We start from the raw sequence: 18,965 nt of genomic DNA, 5'->3' as shown, positions 1-18,965 counted from the left end.
CGCGACCGCTCAGAACCGGGCGTTGCGGGGCCGCGGCTGGCAGACCGGGCAGGTGAACGCCGAGCGGTTCATGAACTCGTCGCGCCGCACGAGCGCCCCGCAGCGCGGGCACGGCTTGCCACCCTGCCCGTAGACCGCGAGCGACCGGTCGAAGTACCCGGACTGCCCGTTGACGTTGACGTAGAGCGCGTCGAAGCTCGTGCCGCCCTGCGCGAGCGCGGCACGCATGACCTCGGCGGCGCCGTCGAGCGCCCTCTCGACCTCCGCGCGCCGTAGGGTCTCGGTCGGGCGCGCGTAGTGCAGGCGTGCGCGCCACAGCCCCTCGTCGGCGTAGATGTTGCCGATCCCCGACACCAGCGTCTGGTCGAGCAGCGCGCGCTTGAGCCCGGTCCGCCTGGCCCGGAGCCGGCGCACGAGGCCGTCCCGGTCGAGCGCGGGGTCGAGCAGGTCGCGCGCGATGTGCACCGCGGGCTCGGGGAGCAGCGGCAGCTCGGACCCGAGGCCGCCCGGTGCCCCGTCGGGGGTCGGGACGAGGTCCGTGACCGACAGGTGGCCGAACGTCCGCTGGTCCACGAAGTCGAGCGCGCCACCGTCGGACAGGCGCACCCGGACGCGCAGGTGCGGGTGCGGGGCTCCCCCCTCGAGCTCGGCCGCGGAGCGCACGAGGAGCTGCCCGCTCATGCCCAGGTGCGCGAGCAGCGCCGCGTCGGGATGCTCGGTGCCGGGTGCGTCGAGCACGACCCAGAGGAACTTGCCGCGGCGCACCGCGGCCTCGAACCGGCGACCCGCGAGCCGCCCGGCGAGGTCGAGCGGTCCGCCGACGTGGCGGCGGACGCTGTAGTCGCGGTGCACCTCGACGCCGGCGACCGTGCGGCCGAGCACATGGCGGGCCAGCCCGTCGCGGACGGTCTCGACCTCGGGCAGCTCGGGCACGAGCCTCAGGGGGCGGGCGCGGGTGCCGTCGCGGGCGTGCCGGCGACGGACGACCCGTCATCGGCGGAGGCGGGGTCGGCGTCCGCGGGCGTCGGCGCGGCGGCGTGCGACAGCTCCTCGAGCGCGCGGTACGCCGCAGCGGCAGCGTGCTGCTCGGCGAGCTTCTTCGCCGGGCCGGTCCCGCTGCCGCGGCCCACTCCCCCGACGATCGCGTGTGCGGTGAACGTCCGCGCGTGGTCGGGGCCGTCGCCCTGGACGTCGTACGACGGCGCGCCCAGGCCGAGCGCCGCGGAGAGCTCCTGCAGGCTCGTCTTCCAGTCGAGGCCCGCGCCCAGGTCGGCGGCGGCCTCGAGCGTGGGACCGACGAGGCGCAGCACCACACCGCGCGCGGTCTCGAGCCCGTGCGAGAGGTAGACGGCCCCGAACAGCGCCTCGAGCGTGTCGGAGAGGATCGAGTCCTTGTCGTGACCCCCGGTCGCGAGCTCGCCCTTGCCGAGCAGCACGTACGCGCCCAGGTCGAGCTCGCGCGCGACCCCGGCGAGCGCGCGCTGCGAGACGGTCGCCGCGCGCATCTTCGCGAGCTCGCCCTCGGACTGCGACGGGTGCCCGCGGTACAGCTCCTCGGTCACGACGAGCCCGAGGACGGTGTCGCCCAGGAACTCGAGCCTCTCGTTCGTGGGGATGCCGCCGGCCTCGTGCGCGAACGACCGGTGGGTCAGGGACAGCACGAGAAGCTCGGGGTCCAGGAGGACCCCGAGCTTCTCGACGAGCTGGGCGGCTGCGAGGCTCATGCGGGCGTCGGTGACGGGTGCACGCGGATCACGGCCGGCGACGTCGGCGTCAGCCGACCTCGTGCTCGCTACGGATGGCCTCGACGTAGCGGCGGTTGTTGTACGCACCGCAGGACGGGCACGCCGTGTGCGGACGCGTCTGCGCCTTGCACTGCGGGCAGGTGGCGAGCGCGGTGGCAGTGGTCTTCCACTGCGACCGACGCGCACGGGTGTTGCTGCGCGACATCTTGCGCTTCGGAACAGCCACGGCTAGCTCTCTTTCGTGTCGTCTTGCGTGCTCGTCAGGCCACCGAGCGCGGCCCACCGAGGGTCAAGGATCTCATGCGTGTGGTTCGGGTCGTCCGCCAGGCGCGCTCCGCACTCGGAGCACAGTCCTGGGCAGTCGGGCCCGCACAGCGGTTGGAACGGCAGCACAGGGACCACCGTGTCGCGCAGCGCGGGCTCGAGGTCGACCAGGTCGCCCTCGAGCTCACGCACGTCCTCGTCGTCGTCGCCGTCCTCGACCGCGACGGCGGCACGCTCGGGGTAGACGTAGAGCTCCTGGAGGCTGACGTCGACATCCTCGACGACCTCCTCCAGGCAGCGCACGCACTCCCCGACCGCCCGGCCGCGGACGGATCCGGAGACCAGGACCCCCTCCATGACCGCCTCGAGCCGCAGATCCAGCTCGAGGTCGCTCCCGGCGGGGATGCCGATCACGTCGGTACCGAGGTCCTCGGGTGCCGGGACGGTCCGCTGCACGGTCCGCATCGATCCCGGACGTCGGCCGAGCTCGTGGGTGTCGAGCACGAACGGCGAGCGGGGATCGAGGTGTGTCGCGCGCTGCACGGTCCAGGTTCCCGTCATGAGGTGTCTCGGTCGCGCCATGACCGGCAGGACCAACGGACAACAGTACGGTACGGGCGGCGCTCGCCCAAACCGCCGGCGCGTCCACCGGCTCGGTCGGCTCGGTCGGCTCAGTCGTCCTCGGAGCCCGAGAGCCGGCCCGCGAGCTTCGCCCGGCCCGCCTGCACCTGGCTCAGCACCCGGCCCAGGTCGATCTCGAAGTCGGCGAGGCGCCGGTCGCAGTAGTCGTCGGCGTCGCGGCTCAGCATCTCGGCGGTCTGCTCGGCCTCGCGGACGATCTCGGCGGCCCGCTCACGCGCCTGCGCGACGACCTCCTGGGCGTCCACGAGCTGCGCGGCGCGCTCCCGGGCACGGGCGAGCAGCGCGTCGGCGTCCGCCTGCGCCTCGGTGCGTGCCTGGTCGGCGTCGGCGAGCACCTCGTCGGCACGCGTGAGCTGCGAGGGCAGCACGTCGCGCGCCTGCTCGACGAGGTCCAGCAGCTCGGCGCGGTTGACCAGGACCGAGGAGGACATGGGCATCGCGCGCGCGCTCGAGACCGCCGACGCGAGCGCGTCGAGGATGCCCGTGAGCCCCTCGGGCTGCGTCCGGTCCTGCCCGTCCGCGTCACGGTCGTCGTACATGCTCATCGGGTGCTCCCTCCCGGCGCCGGGCGCACGCCCAGCGCCTCCCGTACCGCGTGCGCCACGGCCGGGGGCACGAGGTCCTCGACCGCGCCGCCGAACCGGGCGACGTCCTTCACGAGCGACGACGCGATGTGCGCGAGCGCCGGGTCGCCGGCGACGAACACCGTCTCGACGCCCGACAGGTGCCGGTTCATCAGCGCCATCGGCAGCTCGGCGTCGAAGTCGGCGCCGCCGCGCAGCCCCTTGACCACCGCGACCGCTCCTTGCGCCCGCACGAAGTCGGCGAGCAGCCCGACGACCGGCTCGACGCGCACCCCGGCGAGGTCGGCGACGGCCTCGCGGGCGAGCCGCACGCGGTCCTCGACGCCCAGCAGCGCCGACTTCGAGGAGTTGCTCGCGACGCCGACGACGACCTCGTCGAACATCGAGCGCGCGCGGCGGACGACGTCGAGGTGGCCGAGGGTGATCGGGTCGAACGACCCGGGACAGACGGCTGTGGTCACGCGGCCAACCTACGCGAGGCCCCTGCCGGACGCGCGGAACCCCTGCTCACCCGGGTGCGCCGCGCTCCGTGCCGTGCGCGGTGCCGTCGTCGCCCTCGCCCTGCGCCAGGCCGTAGCCCGTGCCCCGCGCCAGGCCGTCGTCCGCGCCCTGGGCCGTGCCGTCGTCCGTTCCCTGCGCCGTGCCGTCGCCCGCGCCCTGGGCCGTGCCGTCGTCCGTGCCCCGCGGTGCCGGCTCCGCGAACCACACGCGCGTGTCGCCGTACGCGCGGACGTCGAACCGCTCGAGACCCGGCGGCCAGGTCGGCTCGGCACCCCGGGCCGCACGCTCGACGACCACCACGGCGTCCGGGTCGAGCGCGCCGGCCACGCCGAGGAGCACCTGCGCGAGGTCCTCGTCGGACACGTCGTAGGGCGGGTCGACGAGCACGAGGTCCCAGGGCGCGACGGCCGGGCGTCCGGCGAAGCGCTCGGCCCGCTCGGCGACGACCGCGACCCGGTCGGCAAGCCCCAGCGACCGGGCGTTGCGCCGGCACACGTCCGCCGCGACGCGGGCGTGCTCGACGAGCGTCGCGTGCGCCGCTCCCCTGCTCACCGCCTCGATGCCGAGCGCGCCCGAGCCCGCGTACAGGTCGAGGACGCGCGCGCCGTCGAGAGCGCCCAGGTGCGCCAGCCGCGAGAACAGCGCCTCGCGCACGCGCTCGCTCGTCGGGCGGGTGCCCTTGGGCGGGACCTCGAGGCTGCGGCCGCCGACCGTCCCCGCGACGACCCGCGTCACCGCGCACCCCCGGCCGGCGCCGTCGGGGCGTCGCCGGACAGGCCCATCCGCTCGGCGAGCGTCCGGGTGCTCGTCGCCACGGCCACGACCACGAGGCTCAGGACGGTCTGCACCACGACCACCTCCGGGTGGACGTGTCCGAGGAAGATGCTGACCAGCACCGGGACGAGCCCCAGGACGAGCACGTCGGGCCCGCGCGCGAGCACCGCGGTGACCCCCGTCGGGATCGCCCCCATGGGGGTCGAGACGAGCGGGGCCGACCAGTCGGGGGCCGGCCGGTACGCCGCCCGGACCGCCGCGCCCGCCCACACCGGCACCGCGGCGACGCCGAGCGCCAGCCAGCCGGGCACGTCCCCGTGCCACAGCCCGACCACGCCGAACGCGACGAGCGACCACGCGATCATCGCCACCGCGGGGACGACCATCCGCAGGAGCCGCACGTCCCGCGCGCCGAGCGGCAGCAGCCGGTCGAGCACGGGCGCCATCTCCGCGCGCCGCGCGCCTTCCGCCGCCGTGGTGGTCGCCACGAAGCCGCCGACGACGAGAGCGATCGCGAACCCCACCGGGCCGGCGAGCGCGGGTGCCGTGCCCACGAGCACCGGGACCAGGGCGGTCGCCAGCAGCAGGACCAGCCGGCGCGGCGAGCGCAGCACGACGAGCGCGTCCGCGACGACGAGCGCCGAGGACGGACCGCGCACGATCCGCAGGCGGGACGCGCGACGGCGCCGGGGCAGCGACGCGTCGGTCAGCGCCCGGCCGAGCTCGCGCGTGTCCAGCGAGACGACGGCGCCGACCGCCTGGCTCGCGACGGCGCCACCCGCGCGCAGCGAGCGCGACGGGATGCGGTCGAGCCGGAGGTCCACCGCGACGACGAGCGCACCCGCGGCGACGGCGAGCCCGACGAGGACGAGCGGGGTGACCGCGGGCAGCCCGTCGGGGTGCCATCCCGCGACGCCGCTCACGACCGCGAGGAGCACCGCACCGGCGAGCACGAGGTCGCCGGCGACCGAGGTGGCCCGGCGCGAGACGTCGAGGGTCTGCCCGAGCGACGCCCCGAGCACCACGACGGCCGCACCGAGCGCCGCGGCGAGCACGGTCGGCAGGACCCGTCCGGCGGGAGCCGCGAGCACGCCCGCGTCGAGCACGCCCACCGCGACGCCGCTCACGAGCGCGGCGGCGGCGGGGACGCGGGCGACGGCGGGTCGCAGCAGGCCGCGCCGCTCCACCGGGAGCGGGAGCCACCACGTCGCCTCCGGGCCGCCCGCGCTCACCGGCCCGAGCCGCCCGGACAGCGAGAGCACGACGCCGGCGAGCCCGACGACGACCGCGACGACGAGCGCGGGCAGGCTGAGCCCGGGCAGCGACCACACCGTGGTGCCCGAGGCGCTCTCCGCCGCGTCGGGCAGCGCCTCGCGCAGCGTGCCCGTGACCCCCAGCGCGATGCCGATGCCGATCGCGGCGATGATCGCCGCATAGTAGACGTCGCCGAGCAGCTCGCCGATCCCCGCGCCGGCACGCTGGTTGGTGGTCGCGGACGTGAACCTGCGGATCGAGCGACCCCGCGGCAGCTCGCCGACCTCGAAGCGGCCCACGTCGGTCGCGCCGCTCACCGGGGCGCCTGCGCGATGACGTCCGCGGCCTCGTCGGCGCTCAGCACCGGGGACTCCGCCTCGCCCACGAGCACGGCCGCGTCCGCCACCGCGCGCAGCAGCCCCGGGTCGTGCGTCGCGAGCAGCACGGCGCCGCCGGACGCCCGCTCCTCGCGCAGCCGCTGGGCGAGCGCGTCCTGCATCCGGCGGTCGAGCCGCTGCTCCGGCTCGTCGAGCACGAGCAGGGCGCGCGGTCGGACGAAGCCCGCCGCGAGCAGGAGCCGCCGGCGCTGGCCCGACGAGAGCGCCGCGGGCAGCGACGCCGCGTGCGTCGCGAGCCCGAACTCCTCGAGGATCCCGTCCACGACGTCCTGCGCACCCCGCACGCCGTGACCGCGCGCCGTGAGGTAGAGGTGCTCCGCGACGGTCAGCGCCGGGAAGTACGCGTCGTCGTCGAGCACGCTCGACACCCGCGTGCGGTACGCGACGTCGCGCTCGTCGACCTCGCCCCCGAGCACCTCCAGGGTGCCGCCCGCCGGGTCGAGGAGCCCGAGCACCGCGCGCAGGATCGTCGACTTGCCGGACCCGTTGGGCCCGACCAGACCGAGCACGGAGCCGGGCTCGAGCGTGAACGTCACGGGCGCGCACACCGGCTCGCCCCCGTAGCCGACGAGCAGGTCCTGGGCACGGATCACGGGTGCGGTCGACACGCCGACAGACTACGCAGTGCGTCCGGGAGGCCCCGGCCCGCACGAGCCGCTCGTCGCCCTCCCGGCGGCTCACGCCCGGTCGAGGAACTCCTCGCGCTCGCCCGCGAGCTGCCGGTCGATCGCGGCCCGCAGCGCCGGGTGCCCCTCGAGCTCCGGGTCGGCGTCGACCACCTCGCGCGCGTCGGTCCGCGCCTGCTCGATGACCTCGCCGTCGCGCGCGACCCGCAGCAGGCGCAGGGAGCTCGCCGCACCCGACTGCGCGGCGCCGAGCACGTCGCCCTCGCGCCGGAGCTCGAGGTCGACCGCCGCGAGCGCGAAGCCGTCGCCCGTGGACGCGAGCGTCGCGAGCCGCGTCGCCGCCGGGGTGCCCTCGGGCGCGTCGGCGACGAGCAGGCACAGCCCGGGCGCGCTGCCGCGACCGACGCGTCCGCGCAGCTGGTGCAGCTGGGACAGGCCGAACCGGTCGGCGTCGAGCACGATCATGACGGTGGCCTCGGGGACGTCCACGCCGACCTCGATGACCGTCGTCGAGACGAGCACCGGCACGCGGCCGGACGCGAAGTCCGCGAGCGCGCGCTCCTTCTCGTCGGGCGGCATGCGCCCGTGCAGCTCGGCGACGCCGACGCCCGCGAGCGCCGGGAGGGCGCGCAGCTCCTCCGCGACCTGGAGCACGGCCTGCAGCGGCCGCCGGGCGGGGGCCTCGGTCGCCCCGTCGAGGTCGAGCTCGTCGGGGGCCAGCAGGTCGGTGCCGTCACCCTCGTCGCGCCGGGCGCCGCCCTTGCCCTCGTCGGGGTCGATCCGCGGGCACACGACGTACGCCCGCCCGCCGCGCTCGACCTCCTCGCGCACGCGCCGCCACGTCCGCTCGACCCACGCGGCGTTCTCCGCGGGGACGACGTGCGTCGTGATGCCGCTGCGCCCGGCCGGGACCTCGGTGAGCACCGACGTCTCGAGGTCGCCGAACACCGTCATCGCGACGGTCCGCGGGATCGGCGTCGCGGTCATCACGAGGAGGTGCGGGGTCTGCGCGGCCTTGGCCCGGAGCGTGTCGCGCTGCTCGACGCCGAAGCGGTGCTGCTCGTCGACCACCACGAGCCCGAGGTCCGCGAACTGCACGGTCTCCGAGAGCAGCGCGTGCGTGCCGACGACGATGCCGGCCCGCCCGCCCGCGGCGTCGAGCAGGTTCTCCCGGCGCGCCGTCGCGCCCTGGGACCCCGTGAGCAGCGCGACGCGGGTGCTCTGCTCGGCGCCGCCGAGGAAGCCGCCCTCGCCGAGCGGGCCCAGCAGCGCCCGCAGGGTGCGTGCGTGCTGCGCGGCGAGCACCTCGGTCGGGGCGAGCAGGGCCGCCTGCCCGCCGGCGTCGACCACCTGGAGCATCGCGCGCAGCGCGACGACGGTCTTGCCCGAGCCGACCTCGCCCTGCAGGAGCCGCTGCATCGGGTGCGCCGCCGTGAGCTCGCGCTCGAGCTCCTCGCCGACCGCGCGCTGACCCGCGGTGAGCGTGAACGGCAGCTGCGCGTCGAACAGGTCGAGCAGGCCGCCGTCGACCCGGGGCCGGGCGGTGGCGACCGCACCGACCGCGCGGGACCGGCGCCGCGCGAGCTCGGCCTGCAGCACGAACGCCTCCTCGTACCGCAGCCGGTCGCGCCCGCGCTGCCAGTGCTCGTCGGTGTAGGGCTCGTGCACGTCCAGGAGCGCCTGGCGCAGGCCCACGAGCCCGTGCCGGGCGCGCACGTCGGCGGGCAGCGGGTCGGGCAGGTCGTCCTCGGTCAGGGGGTCGAGGACGGTCCGCACGCAGCGCTGGATCCGCCACGTGGGCGCCGCGGCGGACGCGGGGTAGATCGGGATCGGGCGCGACGCCTCGAGGAACGCGCTCGCCTCGTCGTCCGCGTCCACGCCGATGAGCTGGTAGTCGGGGTGCGTGAGCTGGCGCTGGCCTCGGTAGTCCGAGACGACGCCGGTGAACAGCCCGGTCCGCCCGGCGACGAGCCGCGTCTCGTGCAGGCGGAGCGCCCCGCGCCGCTTCGCGAAGAACGTGAGGTGGAGCTGGTGGCTGCCGTCGGTCACGACCGCCTGGAGCATCGCCCCGCCGCGCGAGCGCATCTCGCGGACCGTCGCCTGCCGGACCTCCGCCATGACCGTCACGTGCTCGCCCACGACGAGGTGCGCGAGGTCCGTGAACGCCCCCGGCTCGGAGTACCGGCGCGGGTAGTGCCGCAGCAGGTCGCCGCTCGTGCGCAGCCCGAGCTTCGCGAGCGGCGCAGAGCTGCGCTCGCCCAGCACCCGAGCCAGCGGCTCCTCGAGCCGGGGCACGGGGCGCACCACGGCGTCGTCCGGCACGCTCATCGCCGACCCCCTCGCAGCACCGCGCCGGCCGCGTCCGGCACGCCGTACCCCCGGCGTGCGGTGCGGCTCCCCGGACCCGTGCGCTCCCCTGCCCGCTCGTTCACTCGACCCCCATCCAGTACGACGGCAGCCCGTCCGCCGGTCCCGCACCCAGCACCGTGAGCTCCGGGTGGCGCTCGGCGACGTGCTCCTCGAGCTCGGCCCGCGCCGACGGCGTCACGTCGCAGCCGGTCAGCAGCGTGAGCGTCTCCGGCGCCGAGGGACCGGTGTGGTCCGCGAGCAGCGCGTCGACCGCCGCGAGCGCCGACCCGGGTGCCGGGTCGCGCACCTCGGAGGTGCGCAGCCCCCCCAGGCTCCGCAGGCACGCCGCCAGGCGCGCGTCGGCACCGGCCCCGGGGTCGGACCCCGCGAGCGCGAGGGCCCCGACGGTGACGCGCAGCTCGTCGAGCGCGGGCAGCACCTCGATCCTCAGGCCCGCCGCCGCGAGGGTCGCGGTGCACCGGTGCGCGAGCGCGGCCGTCGCCTCGTCCCCGGGGAGCACGACGACGTGCGACGTGCCCGTGTCCGTGACGGCGCGCACGAGGTGGCGCTCGCTCACGGCCGCCCCGTCGCAGCGCACGAGCGTCACGGCGCCGAGCGACGCGAGCGGGCCCGCGAGGTCGACCGAGCCCGTGCACGCGACGACGCCCAGGCCGGTCGGCAGCCCGGTCACGGCGCGGTCCACGAGCAGCCGCACGACGACCTGGTCCCGCGCGCCGAGCGCGGCTCCGCTCACGGCGGCCCCCGGGTCGTCGGTGTGCACGTGGACGTGCCAGAGGCCCTCACCGCCGACGACCGCGACCGAGTCGCCGAGCGCCTGCATCCGCGCGCTGAGCTCGGGCGCCAGGTCGGGTGCGCGCACGGCCACCGGCTCGGCACCGGGCGCCGCGCCGGCGGGTGCTGCGCCGCCCTCGCCCGACGCCCGCACGAGGAGCATCACCTCGTACGCACCGCCGCCGTCGGCCAGGCCGTGCGTGCCCGGCCCACCGGCGGGGAGTCCGTCACCGGCCGGCGCGTGCGGGTGCGCGCTCCCCGCCGGGAGCCAGCCGAGGTCCGGGGCCGCGTCGCCCTCCCCCGCGACGACCCGGCCGAGCGCGTCGAGCAGCACGAGCAGCGCGCACGCGCCCGCGTCGACCACGTGCGCGGCGCGCAGCACCGGGTGGTCGGCGCTGATCCTCCCGAGCGCGGCGTGCCCCTCGCCGAGGGCGGCCGCCAGCACGTCCGCGAGCGGGGCGCCGCGGTCCGCCGCCGCCGTCGCCGACCGGGCGACGACCGCGGCGAGCGTCAGGACGGTGCCCTCCTGCGGCTCGGCCACCGCGCCGCGCGCCGCGTCGGCGGCCGAGGTGAGCGCCCGGGCGAGGTCACCCGGCCCGGCCGACGCCGGGAGGGACCGGGCCAGGCCGGCGAGGTACTGGCTCACGATGACGCCCGAGTTGCCGCGTGCCGCCAGCAGCGCCCCGTGCGCGAAGCGGCGCGCGACCGCGTCGGCCCCCGGCTCGACCGGCCCGCTCACCGCACCGCCGTCCGCGTCCTCGCCACCGCTCCCGGGTTCCCCGAGGTCCCGCGCGAGCGCCTCGGAGCCGCCGGCGACCGTGAGGTACACGTTGGTCCCGGTGTCGGAGTCCGCCACGGGGAACACGTTGACGGCGTCGACCCGTGCGCGCGCAGCAGCGAGCGCCGTGGTCGCGGCGGCAGCCCACGCGCGCAGCGCCGTCCCGTCGAGCCGCTCCAACCGCCCGTGCTCCGTTCTCGTCGACGTGCGTCCCCCGTGCGACCGCACGCAGGCGACCCGCGTGCGTGCTCCGGCTCGTCCCGCGAGCGCGCAGGGCCGTCGGCGTGGGACGCGTGCCCACACGATGCCCCATCCCGCCGACATTTGGGTCGCGGCTCGGGCATGGGCTAGTCTTTCCAGGTTGCCCGGCAGGTCCGCCGCCGGGCGCAGGTGGTGCAGGTCCGTCCCGCACGGTCCCGCGTCGTCCTCACGGACGGTGCGGAGCGCACCATCCGACCCAGACTTCGCCGCGAGAGCGGCGTGCTCGACCGAACCAGGAGAAGACCGTGGCTGCCACCTGCGACGTCTGCGCCAAGCGCCCGAGCTTCGGGCACAGCGTCTCGCACTCCCACGTGCGCACCAAGCGCCGTTGGAACCCGAACATCCAGCGTGTCCGCGCCGTCGTGGCGGGTGCCCCCAAGCGCCTCAACGTCTGCACGTCGTGCCTCAAGGCCGGCAAGGTGCAGCGCGCGGTCTGACCGCCCCCAGGACGCCTGACGGTCGCTCGGCCGTCACCGAAGGCCCACGAGGTCGACATCTCGTGGGCCTTCGTGCTGCCCCCACGGTGTGGCATCGTGAGGTCATGGTGCAGCAGATCGAGGAAGTCACCGTCCGTGTCGCCGACGCCGCGGACGCGGAGGCCATCGCCCGCGTGCACGTGAGGTCGTGGCAGGAGGCCTACGTCGGGATCCTTCCGGCGGACTACCTCGAGTCGCTCGACCTCGAGGCGCGTGCCCGTCGCTGGGAGGAGGACCTGCGCGAGGGTCCGCGGCAGCACGTCCGCACGTGGCTCGCGCAGGCGGGAGCCGAGGTCGTGGGCTTCCTGACGCTCGGCCCGAGCCGGGACGAGGACGCCGGGCGGCTGGACCTCGAGATCTACGCGATCTACCTCGACCCGCAGCGCTGGGGGCAGGGCGTGGCCCGCGACCTCATGCGCACCGTCGTCGGCGAGGTCGACCGGCATGCCGTGATCACGCTGTGGGTCGCCTCCGCGAACGAGCGCGCCCGGCACTTCTACCGCCGCAACGGCTTCCAGGCCGACGGCACCGAGCGCTACGAGACGGTCGGCGGCATCGAGCTGCTGCAGGTGCGCTACCGGCGTCCCGGCGCCGCCCACTGAGCCGACCACCGTCGGGGCCGCGCAGCGGAGGGCGCGTCGCCGCTGCGCTCACCGCGCGAAGTGGTCCCACCCGGAGGTCCGCACGTCCGGCTCCCGCCCGTCGACGAGCACCCCGGCGGCTCCGGCCCTCCGGGCGAGCACGCGCCCGATGCGGCGGAACGGCGCCGGGAGCGGACTGCCCGGCGGGAACGTCGCGAGCAGCCCGTGGTCCTCGCCGCCGGTGAGCACCCACTCCCGAGCGTTCGCGCCGAGCAGCTCCGCGGCACCGGCGACACGCGCCACGTCGTCCGCGAGCACCCGGGTCGGGTCGTCGAGGTCGAGCACGACGCCGCTGGCGCGCGCGATCCGCCCCGCGTCGCGCAGCAGCCCGTCGGACACGTCGAGCATCGCGCTCGCGCCGGCGTCCGCCGCGGCCGGGCCGGCTGCCAGCGGCGGGTCGGGCCGCAGGTAGGCCCGGACGAGCCCGGCGTCCGCGTCGGCGCGGCCCGCGAGCAGGAGCGCCAGCCCGGCGGCCGAGCGTCCCTGCACCCCGGCGTGCGCGACGACGTCACCTTCCTGCGCGCCCGAGCGCAGCACCGGCGCACGCCCCGCGAGGTCGCCGTGCACCGTGACGGAGACCACGACGGCGGGACCGCCCGACAGGTCCCCGCCGACGACGCCGACGTCGAGCGGCGAGCACGCCGCCCCGAGGCCGCGCGCGAGCCCGGTCACCCAGGACGCCGGCAGGTCGCCCGGTGCGACCAGGGCGACGACGAGCGCGGTCGGCACGGCGCCCATCGCCGCGACGTCCGCGAGGTTCTGCGCGGCCGCCCGGTGCCCGACGTCCTCCCCGCTCGACCAGTCACGGCGGAAGTGCCGGCCCTCGACCAGGACGTCGGTCGACACGACGACCCGGCCATCCGGCGCGCTCACGACGGCGGCGTCGTCACCCGGCGGCACGAGGGTCCGCGAGCCGCGCGGCAGGTGCGGGAAGATCCGGGCGAGCAGCTCGTCCTCGGACAGGTCGGCCACGGTCGGGTCGTCGGGGGCGGTCACGACCAGCACGGTATCCGGCCCGTCCGGTGACCGGCGCACCGGGTCGGAGGGGGTCGGAGGGCGTCGGAGGGGTCCGCGGGGGCGGGTTAGCGTGGGGTCGTGCGCCGCCGTCCCCCGTCCCCGCTCCCCCGTGGCCGTCGTCTCCGCGCGGTGCGGCGCGGCCGCGGGCCTGCGGTCGTCGCGCTCGTCGTGCTCCTCGCCGGCTGCGCACCCACCGTCTCGGTCGCGGAGGCGCCGTACGGCCACGAACCCGCGTGCGCGCGCGTCGTGCTCGCGCTGCCCGACGAGCTCGGGGGGCTGCCCCGCCTCGCGACGTCGAGCCAGGCCAGCACCGCGTGGGGCACCGCGACGGCGCCGGTCGTGCTGCGCTGCGGCGTCGAGCCCCCCGGGCCGACGACCGACCGGTGCGTCACGGTCGAGACACCGGGGGGACCGAGCATCGACTGGCTCGCGGTGCCCGCGGACGACGGCGGCGGCGGCGCGGCCCCCGGTGCCGCGACCGACGGGACGGCCGACGGGACGGCGGACGGCGCGGGAGGGTCGGGCCCGGCGGAGGGTGCGACGGACTGGACCTTCACGACGTACGGCCGCGAGCCGGCGATCGAGGTCGTCGTGCCCGCGGAGGTCGTCTCGAACCGCTCGACGTCCTTCCTCGACCAGCTCGGCCCGGCCGTCGACCTGCTCGCGCCCGAGCGCACGTGCCTCGGGCTGACGGGCTGACCGGTTGGCCGGCCAGCCGGTTGGCCCGGCTGGCCGGTGGACCGGTCGGCCCAACGACCTGCCCGACCCCGGGCGCACGCGTCGTCGACCGCGCACCGGCGGGTACGGTGTGCGCCGTGCAGACGAGCGTGATCGCCCCGGACGACCCCCGTGCAGCCGACGTGCGCCGCCTCCTGGAGCGCCACCTCGCGCTCATGAACGCGCAGAGCCCGCCCGAGGACGTGCACGCGCTCGACGTCGACGGGCTCGTCGACCCGTCCGTGACGTTCGTGAGCCTGCGCTCGGAGGGCACCCTGCTGGGGGTCGCGGCGCTCAAGCAGCTCGACGCGACGCACGCCGAGGTCAAGTCCATGCACACCGCGCAGGAGGCCCGGGGGCGTGGCGTCGCGCGCGCCCTCCTCGACCACCTGCTCGTGCTCGCCCGAGAGCGGGGCCTCGAGCGGGTCAGCCTCGAGACGGGTTCGCAGCCCGGCTTCGCGCCTGCCCGTTCTCTGTACGCCCGCACGGGCTTCGCCGAGTGCGGACCGTTCGCCGACTACCTGCCGAGCCCGCACAGCACGTTCATGACGCGCCGGGTCACCGGGTCCGACGCCGCCGGGCCCGCGACCGCCGCGTCGGCCTCTCCGGAGGGCGCGCACGCGTCCTGACGACGACCACGACGCTCCTGACCAGCCCGCGCGACGCTCCTGGCCAGCCCGCGCGACGCGCCTGACACCGCCCGGCCTGCCGCCTCAGCGCAGCCCGGTCGGCCGCTCGAGCGCGAGCCGCAGGAGCTCGTCGATCAGGTCCGGGTACGTGAGGCCCGTCGCCTCCCACATGCGCGGGTACATCGAGAACGGCGTGAACCCGGGCATGGTGTTGATCTCGTTGACCACGACCTCGCCGTCCGGGGTCACGAACACGTCGACGCGCGCGAGGCCCTCGCAGCTCACGGCCTCGAACGTGCGGACGGCGACGTCCTGGACCCGCTCGACGAGGTCGCCGGGCAGGTCCGCGGGGCAGGTCAGCTGGACCGCGCCCTCGTCGAGGTACTTGGCCTCGAAGTCGTAGAACCCGTTCTTGGCGTCGCTCACGACGATCTCGCCCGGCAGCGACGCCCGGGCACGTGCGCCGTGACGCCCCCCGAGCACCGCGCACTCGATCTCCCGGCCGACGATGCCGGTCTCGACGAGCACCTTGGGGTCGTGCCGCTCGGCCTCCGCGACGGCGGCGGGGAGGTCCGCGAGGTCGTCGACCCGGGAGATCCCGAGGCTCGACCCGGCCCGTGCGGGCTTGACGTACACCGGCAGCCCGAGGGGCTCGATCTGGCGCGTCCACCCCTCGGGGTCCCGCGCGAAGTCGCCGGGTCGGAGCACGACGAACGGCGCGACCGGGAGCCCCTGACCGGCGAGCACCAGCTTCATGACGTGCTTGTCCATGCCGACGGCCGACGCGAGCACCCCGGCGCCGACGTAGCGCACGTCCGCGAGCTCGAGCATGCCCTGCAGCGTGCCGTCCTCACCGAACGGGCCGTGCAGCAGCGGGAGCACGACGTCGACCCGGCCGATGTCCTGCGGCAGCAGCCCGGCCTCGAGCACCCGCACCGCGTCCTCGTCGGCGGCCTGGGGCAGCAGCACGCGCCGCGGCCCGTCCACGACCTCGGGGAGCCGGCCGTCGACGATCGACCAGGTGTCCGGGTCGTCCTCGACGAGGACCCAGCGACCGCCGGGCGTGATGCCGACCGGCAGGACGTCGTAGCGGCTGCGGTCGATCGCCCGGAGCACGCCGCCGGCGGTCGCGCAGCTGATCGCGTGCTCCCCGGAACGGCCACCGAACAGCAGCAGCACGCGCGGGCGCGGCCCGGTCGCAGGAACGTCGAGCGGGGGCGGGGTCGTCTCCATCGCGCCCGACCCTACCGGCCCCCGACCGGCGCCGGACGCCGTCCGTGGTCCGCACCCCGACTACCCTGAGCACGTGCTCGACGACCCCACCGCAGCCCGTCCCACCGTCGCCCCGTCGACCCTCGCGGTCACGGCCGGGCGTCCGCCCCGCATCCCCGGGGCTCCCCTCAACCCGCCGGTCGTGCTCACGTCGACGTTCGTCTCGGCGGGCGTCCCGGGACCGGGCGACCCGCTCTACGGGCGCATCGACACCGCGGCCTGGCACCCGTTCGAGGAGACGCTCGGGCAGCTCGAGGGGTCGACCCACCCGGCGCTCGTCTTCGGCTCCGGCATGGCCGCCATCGCCGCCGCGCTCTCGCTCGTCCCGCCGCGCGGCCGGCTCGTGATGCCGCGGCACGCCTACCAGGTGTCCCTGGGCTACGCGCGCGACCTCGCGGACCGCTCGGGCGTCGAGGTCGTGCTCGTCGACGTCGACCGCACCGAGGAGGTCCTCGCAGCCGTGCGCGGCGACGCCGGCGGGCGCCCGGCGGACCTGCTGTGGATCGAGTCCCCGACCAACCCGATGCTCGAGGTCGCGGACCTCCCGGCGCTGGTCGCGGGCGCGCACGACGCCGGCGCGCTCGTCGCGGTCGACAACACGTTCGCGACGCCGCTCGTCCAGCGGCCCTTCGAGCACGGTGCGGACGTCGTCGTGCACTCGGTCACGAAGTACCTCGCGGGCCACAGCGACGTCGTGCTCGGCGCGGCCCTCGCGGACGACGACGCGCTGCACGCGCGCCTGCACGCCTACCGCACGATGCACGGCAGCATCGCCGGCCCGTTCGAGGTGTGGCTCGCGCTGCGCGGGGTCCGCACGCTCGCGCTGCGGGTCGAGCGCGCCCAGGCCAGCGCCGCGGAGCTCGCCCGACGCCTCGCGGAGCACCCCGCCGTCGCGCTCGTACGCCACCCGAGCCTGCCCGACGACCCGGGTCACGCACGCGCCACCGCCCAGATGGACGGCTACGGCGCGATCCTCGGGGTCGTGCCCCGGGGCGGGGTCGCCGCGGCGGACGCGGTCGTCGACGCGGTGCGGCTGTGGGTGCCCGCGACGAGCCTCGGGGGCGCCGACTCGATGCTCGAGCGCCGTCGCCGGTTCGCGACCGAGTCGCTCACCGTGCCGGAGGACCTCCTGCGGCTCTCGGTCGGCATCGAGGACGTCGAGGACCTGTGGGCCGACCTCGACCAGGCACTCGCCGAGGCGCAGCGCACGCAGGCCTGACTCCGCCGGCAGCGCGCCGGTCGGCGGTCAGACGCCCTCGGCCTTGTGCGGCCGGGCGAGCAGCAGGCTCGCGAGCCGGTCCACGGGCAGCCCCTCGTGCACGACCTGCACGACGGCCGCCGTGATCGGCATCTCGACGCCCACGCTCGTCGCGAGCTCGAGCACCGAGCGCGAGCTCTTGACGCCCTCGGCGGTCCCCCCGGTCGCCTCGATGGCCTGGGCGAGCGTCATGCCCTGCCCGAGGTGCACGCCGAGGGTGTGGTTGCGCGAGTCGGGGGACGCGCACGTCGCCATGAGGTCGCCCATGCCCGCGAGGCCGGGGAACGTGTCGGCGTCGGCCCCGAGCGCGAGGCCCAGGCGCGTGATCTCGACGAGGCCGCGGGTGATGACGGTCGCCATGGTGTTGAACCCGAGCCCGCGGCCCTGCGACATCCCGACCGCGAGCGCGATCACGTTCTTCACCGCTCCGCACAGCTCGACGCCCACGACGTCGTCGTTGGTGTACGGCCGGAAGTACGACGACGCGCACGCCTGCGCCACGAGCCGCGCGGTCGCGTCGCTCGACGACGCCACGACGGTCGCGGTGGGCTGGCGCTGGGCGATCTCGCGCGCGAGGTTGGGCCCGGACACGACCGCGACGCGCTCGTCGGGCAGCCCGAGCGCGTCCGCGACGACCTGGCTCATGCGCCGGTCCGTCGCGAGCTCGACGCCCTTCATCAGCGAGACCGCGACCGCTCCGGCGGGGAACGCGTCGCGGAGCGGCTCGAGCGTCGCGCGGGCGCTCTGCGAGGGGATGGCGATGGCCACGAGGTCGGCGTCCGCGAGGGCCGCACGCGGGTCCGTCGTCGCGGTCACGCCGTCGGGCAGCCGGATCCCCGGGAGGTAGGCCTCGTTGCGGTGCTCGCGCGCGATCTGCTCGCACGTCGCGGCGCTGCGCCCCCAGACGGTGACGTCGCAGCCGGCGTCGGCGAGCACGGCCGCGAACGTCGTGCCCCACGCGCCCGAGCCGAGCACCGTGGCCCGCACCGCGCGCTCCCCCGTCGCCCGCTCCGTCACGGGGTCCCCGGCTCCGCCGAGGCGTCACCACCCTGTGCACCGGGTGGCGCGTCGGGCTGCGGCGCGCCGGCCGCCTTCGCGCGGCGCATGTCGTACCGCACCTCGGGGGCCTTCTCCCCACGGATCCCCTCGAGCAGGACCGTGATGGCCGCCATGATCCGCTCGGTGGCCTCACGGAGCGTCGCGGTGTCCTGCGGGCGCCCGTACAGGTCGTCGAGCACCACGGGCGGCCCGGCGACGACCGTGACCTTCTTGCGCGGGATCGGCTTGAGCACCTTCGCGTACCGCCCGAGCACGTCCTGCGGCCCCCACTGCGCGACGGGGACGACCGGGACCTGCGTGCTGAGCGCGAGGCGCGCGACGCCGGTCTTGCCGCTCATCGGCCACAGCGCGGGCTCGCGCGTGAGCGTCCCCTCGGGGAACACCGCGACGCACTCCCCGTCCCGCAGCGCCTGGACCCCGGCCTCGAGCGAGCGCCCGGCGTCGCTGCTGCCCCGGTACACGGGGATCTGGCCGGTCGCGTGCAGGATCCGGCCGAGCACGGGCACCCGGAACAGCGGGTCCTTCGCGAGGATGCGCGGCGCGAACCCGGCGTCCCACAGGTAGTGCGCGAAGGTCAGCGGGTCGATCTCGGTCATGTGGTTGGACGCCGCGATGAACCCGCCGGACGTCGGCAGGTGCTCGGTCCCGTGCCAGTCGGTCCGGGTCATCGAGCTCATCAGCGGCCGCACGATGCGGGCGACGTTGCGGTAGGCGCGGTTGGACCGCTTCGGTGCTGGCACGCTGACGGATGCTACCCGTCCCGCTCGCACCCGGTGCGTGCCCCGTCCGTGCCAGACGCGTGCCAGACGCGCCGCGAGCCCGCACCGGGCTGGTGCGGGCTCCCGCGTCCGCGTTAGGGAGGGGGGGGGTTCCCCCCCTCTTCGACCCCCCCCCCCAGCCCCCCGACCTTTCCCCCAAGGCTCCCCCC

20 protein-coding genes are annotated in these 18,965 nt (G+C 76.5%); 5 read left to right on the top strand and 15 right to left on the bottom strand.

Annotated features, from left to right (window positions below):
• Positions 1–9 precede the first annotated feature (9 nt).
• The 11 genes from mutM to ACWFNE_RS06595 all read right to left on the bottom strand — a co-directional run bounded on the left by mutM (position 10) and on the right by ACWFNE_RS06595 (position 10,887).
• Positions 10–933 carry a bifunctional DNA-formamidopyrimidine glycosylase/DNA-(apurinic or apyrimidinic site) lyase gene (gene mutM / locus ACWFNE_RS06645; protein WP_452121643.1) on the bottom strand — a complete coding sequence of 308 codons (924 nt, stop codon included), beginning with the start codon at positions 931–933 and terminating at the stop codon, positions 10–12.
• 5 nt (positions 934–938) lie between these two features.
• Positions 939–1,724 carry a ribonuclease III gene (gene rnc, locus ACWFNE_RS06640; protein ID WP_452121642.1) on the bottom strand — a complete coding sequence of 262 codons (786 nt, stop codon included), beginning with the start codon at positions 1,722–1,724 and terminating at the stop codon, positions 939–941.
• Between the two features lie 49 nt (positions 1,725–1,773).
• A complete protein-coding gene (gene rpmF, locus ACWFNE_RS06635; RefSeq protein WP_258723776.1) occupies positions 1,774–1,971 on the bottom strand; it encodes a 50S ribosomal protein L32 in 198 nt (65 codons plus the stop codon).
• A gap of 2 nt (positions 1,972–1,973) precedes the next feature.
• The gene (locus tag ACWFNE_RS06630; protein WP_452121641.1) at positions 1,974–2,570 is read right to left on the bottom strand and encodes a YceD family protein; all 597 of its coding nucleotides are present in this window, start codon (positions 2,568–2,570) and stop codon (positions 1,974–1,976) included.
• Positions 2,571–2,680: 110 nt separating this feature from the next.
• A complete protein-coding gene (locus ACWFNE_RS06625; RefSeq protein ID WP_452121640.1) occupies positions 2,681–3,196 on the bottom strand; it encodes a hypothetical protein in 516 nt (171 codons plus the stop codon).
• Positions 3,193–3,696 carry a pantetheine-phosphate adenylyltransferase gene (coaD, locus tag ACWFNE_RS06620; RefSeq protein ID WP_452121639.1) on the bottom strand — a complete coding sequence of 168 codons (504 nt, stop codon included), beginning with the start codon at positions 3,694–3,696 and terminating at the stop codon, positions 3,193–3,195. Before coaD ends, ACWFNE_RS06625 begins: the two co-directional genes overlap by 4 nt.
• Positions 3,697–3,742: 46 nt before the next feature.
• The gene (rsmD, locus tag ACWFNE_RS06615; protein ID WP_452121638.1) at positions 3,743–4,471 is read right to left on the bottom strand and encodes a 16S rRNA (guanine(966)-N(2))-methyltransferase RsmD; all 729 of its coding nucleotides are present in this window, start codon (positions 4,469–4,471) and stop codon (positions 3,743–3,745) included.
• Positions 4,468–6,081: a DUF6297 family protein gene (locus ACWFNE_RS06610; RefSeq protein WP_452121637.1), complete on the bottom strand. Its 1,614-nt coding sequence runs from the start codon at positions 6,079–6,081 to the stop codon at positions 4,468–4,470. The genes rsmD and ACWFNE_RS06610 overlap by 4 nt, the downstream gene beginning before the upstream one ends.
• Positions 6,078–6,770 (bottom strand): ABC transporter ATP-binding protein, encoded by a 693-nt coding sequence (locus tag ACWFNE_RS06605; protein ID WP_452121636.1) that lies wholly within the window; start codon positions 6,768–6,770, stop codon positions 6,078–6,080. The genes ACWFNE_RS06610 and ACWFNE_RS06605 overlap by 4 nt, the downstream gene beginning before the upstream one ends.
• A gap of 69 nt (positions 6,771–6,839) precedes the next feature.
• The gene (locus ACWFNE_RS06600) at positions 6,840–9,116 is read right to left on the bottom strand and encodes an ATP-dependent DNA helicase RecG (RefSeq protein WP_452121635.1); all 2,277 of its coding nucleotides are present in this window, start codon (positions 9,114–9,116) and stop codon (positions 6,840–6,842) included.
• A 100-nt stretch (positions 9,117–9,216) separates the two neighbouring features.
• Complete coding sequence (locus ACWFNE_RS06595; RefSeq protein WP_452121634.1) at positions 9,217–10,887, bottom strand: DAK2 domain-containing protein; 1,671 nt, start codon at positions 10,885–10,887, stop codon at positions 9,217–9,219.
• Between the two features lie 326 nt (positions 10,888–11,213).
• On the opposite strand from ACWFNE_RS06595, the gene rpmB reads away from it, so the two are divergent.
• On the top strand, positions 11,214–11,405 hold the full coding sequence (gene rpmB / locus ACWFNE_RS06590) for a 50S ribosomal protein L28 (RefSeq protein ID WP_034632165.1): 192 nt from the start codon (positions 11,214–11,216) through the stop codon (positions 11,403–11,405).
• Between the two features lie 104 nt (positions 11,406–11,509).
• Positions 11,510–12,046: an N-acetyltransferase family protein gene (locus ACWFNE_RS06585; protein WP_452121633.1), complete on the top strand. Its 537-nt coding sequence runs from the start codon at positions 11,510–11,512 to the stop codon at positions 12,044–12,046.
• 48 nt (positions 12,047–12,094) lie between these two features.
• Here ACWFNE_RS06585 and ACWFNE_RS06580 read toward each other — a convergent pair whose 3' ends face one another.
• On the bottom strand, positions 12,095–13,081 hold the full coding sequence (locus tag ACWFNE_RS06580; RefSeq protein WP_452121632.1) for a thiamine-phosphate kinase: 987 nt from the start codon (positions 13,079–13,081) through the stop codon (positions 12,095–12,097).
• A gap of 150 nt (positions 13,082–13,231) precedes the next feature.
• Here ACWFNE_RS06580 and ACWFNE_RS06575 point away from each other — a divergent pair, with 150 nt between their 5' ends.
• On the top strand, positions 13,232–13,801 hold the full coding sequence (locus ACWFNE_RS06575; RefSeq protein WP_452121631.1) for a DUF3515 family protein: 570 nt from the start codon (positions 13,232–13,234) through the stop codon (positions 13,799–13,801).
• Positions 13,802–13,917: 116 nt separating this feature from the next.
• Positions 13,918–14,448: a GNAT family N-acetyltransferase gene (locus tag ACWFNE_RS06570; RefSeq protein ID WP_452121630.1), complete on the top strand. Its 531-nt coding sequence runs from the start codon at positions 13,918–13,920 to the stop codon at positions 14,446–14,448.
• Between the two features lie 84 nt (positions 14,449–14,532).
• Here the strand turns inward: ACWFNE_RS06570 and ACWFNE_RS06565 are convergent, their stop codons facing one another.
• Positions 14,533–15,681, bottom strand: coding sequence for a D-alanine--D-alanine ligase family protein (locus tag ACWFNE_RS06565; protein WP_452121629.1), 1,149 nt, complete (start codon positions 15,679–15,681; stop codon positions 14,533–14,535).
• A gap of 73 nt (positions 15,682–15,754) precedes the next feature.
• Here ACWFNE_RS06565 and ACWFNE_RS06560 point away from each other — a divergent pair, with 73 nt between their 5' ends.
• Positions 15,755–16,939, top strand: coding sequence for a trans-sulfuration enzyme family protein (locus ACWFNE_RS06560; protein ID WP_452121628.1), 1,185 nt, complete (start codon positions 15,755–15,757; stop codon positions 16,937–16,939).
• A gap of 27 nt (positions 16,940–16,966) precedes the next feature.
• Here ACWFNE_RS06560 and ACWFNE_RS06555 read toward each other — a convergent pair whose 3' ends face one another.
• The gene (locus ACWFNE_RS06555) at positions 16,967–17,995 is read right to left on the bottom strand and encodes an NAD(P)H-dependent glycerol-3-phosphate dehydrogenase (protein WP_452121627.1); all 1,029 of its coding nucleotides are present in this window, start codon (positions 17,993–17,995) and stop codon (positions 16,967–16,969) included.
• Positions 17,992–18,777, bottom strand: a complete 786-nt coding sequence (locus tag ACWFNE_RS06550; protein WP_452121626.1) for a lysophospholipid acyltransferase family protein — start codon at positions 18,775–18,777, stop codon at positions 17,992–17,994. Before ACWFNE_RS06550 ends, ACWFNE_RS06555 begins: the two co-directional genes overlap by 4 nt.
• Positions 18,778–18,965: the final 188 nt, after the last annotated feature.

The sequence above is a fragment of the Cellulomonas sp. NPDC055163 genome, from assembly GCF_053607065.1.
The sequence above is the reverse complement of the archived record's forward strand: the minus strand, read 5'-3'. Positions and strand labels throughout refer to the sequence as shown.

What these genes read in the sequence shown, in the direction of transcription:
- rnc (WP_452121642.1), bottom strand. Translation starts at nt 1,724, where the DNA reads ATGAGCCTCGCAGCCGCCCAGCTCGTCGAGAAGCTCGGGGTCCTCCTG.
- ACWFNE_RS06630 (WP_452121641.1), bottom strand. Translation starts at nt 2,570, where the DNA reads ATGACGGGAACCTGGACCGTGCAGCGCGCGACACACCTCGATCCCCGC.
- ACWFNE_RS06625 (WP_452121640.1), bottom strand. Translation starts at nt 3,196, where the DNA reads ATGAGCATGTACGACGACCGTGACGCGGACGGGCAGGACCGGACGCAG.
- ACWFNE_RS06600 (WP_452121635.1), bottom strand. Translation starts at nt 9,116, where the DNA reads ATGAGCGTGCCGGACGACGCCGTGGTGCGCCCCGTGCCCCGGCTCGAG.
- ACWFNE_RS06585 (WP_452121633.1), top strand. Translation starts at nt 11,510, where the DNA reads ATGGTGCAGCAGATCGAGGAAGTCACCGTCCGTGTCGCCGACGCCGCG.
- ACWFNE_RS06565 (WP_452121629.1), bottom strand. Translation starts at nt 15,681, where the DNA reads ATGGAGACGACCCCGCCCCCGCTCGACGTTCCTGCGACCGGGCCGCGC.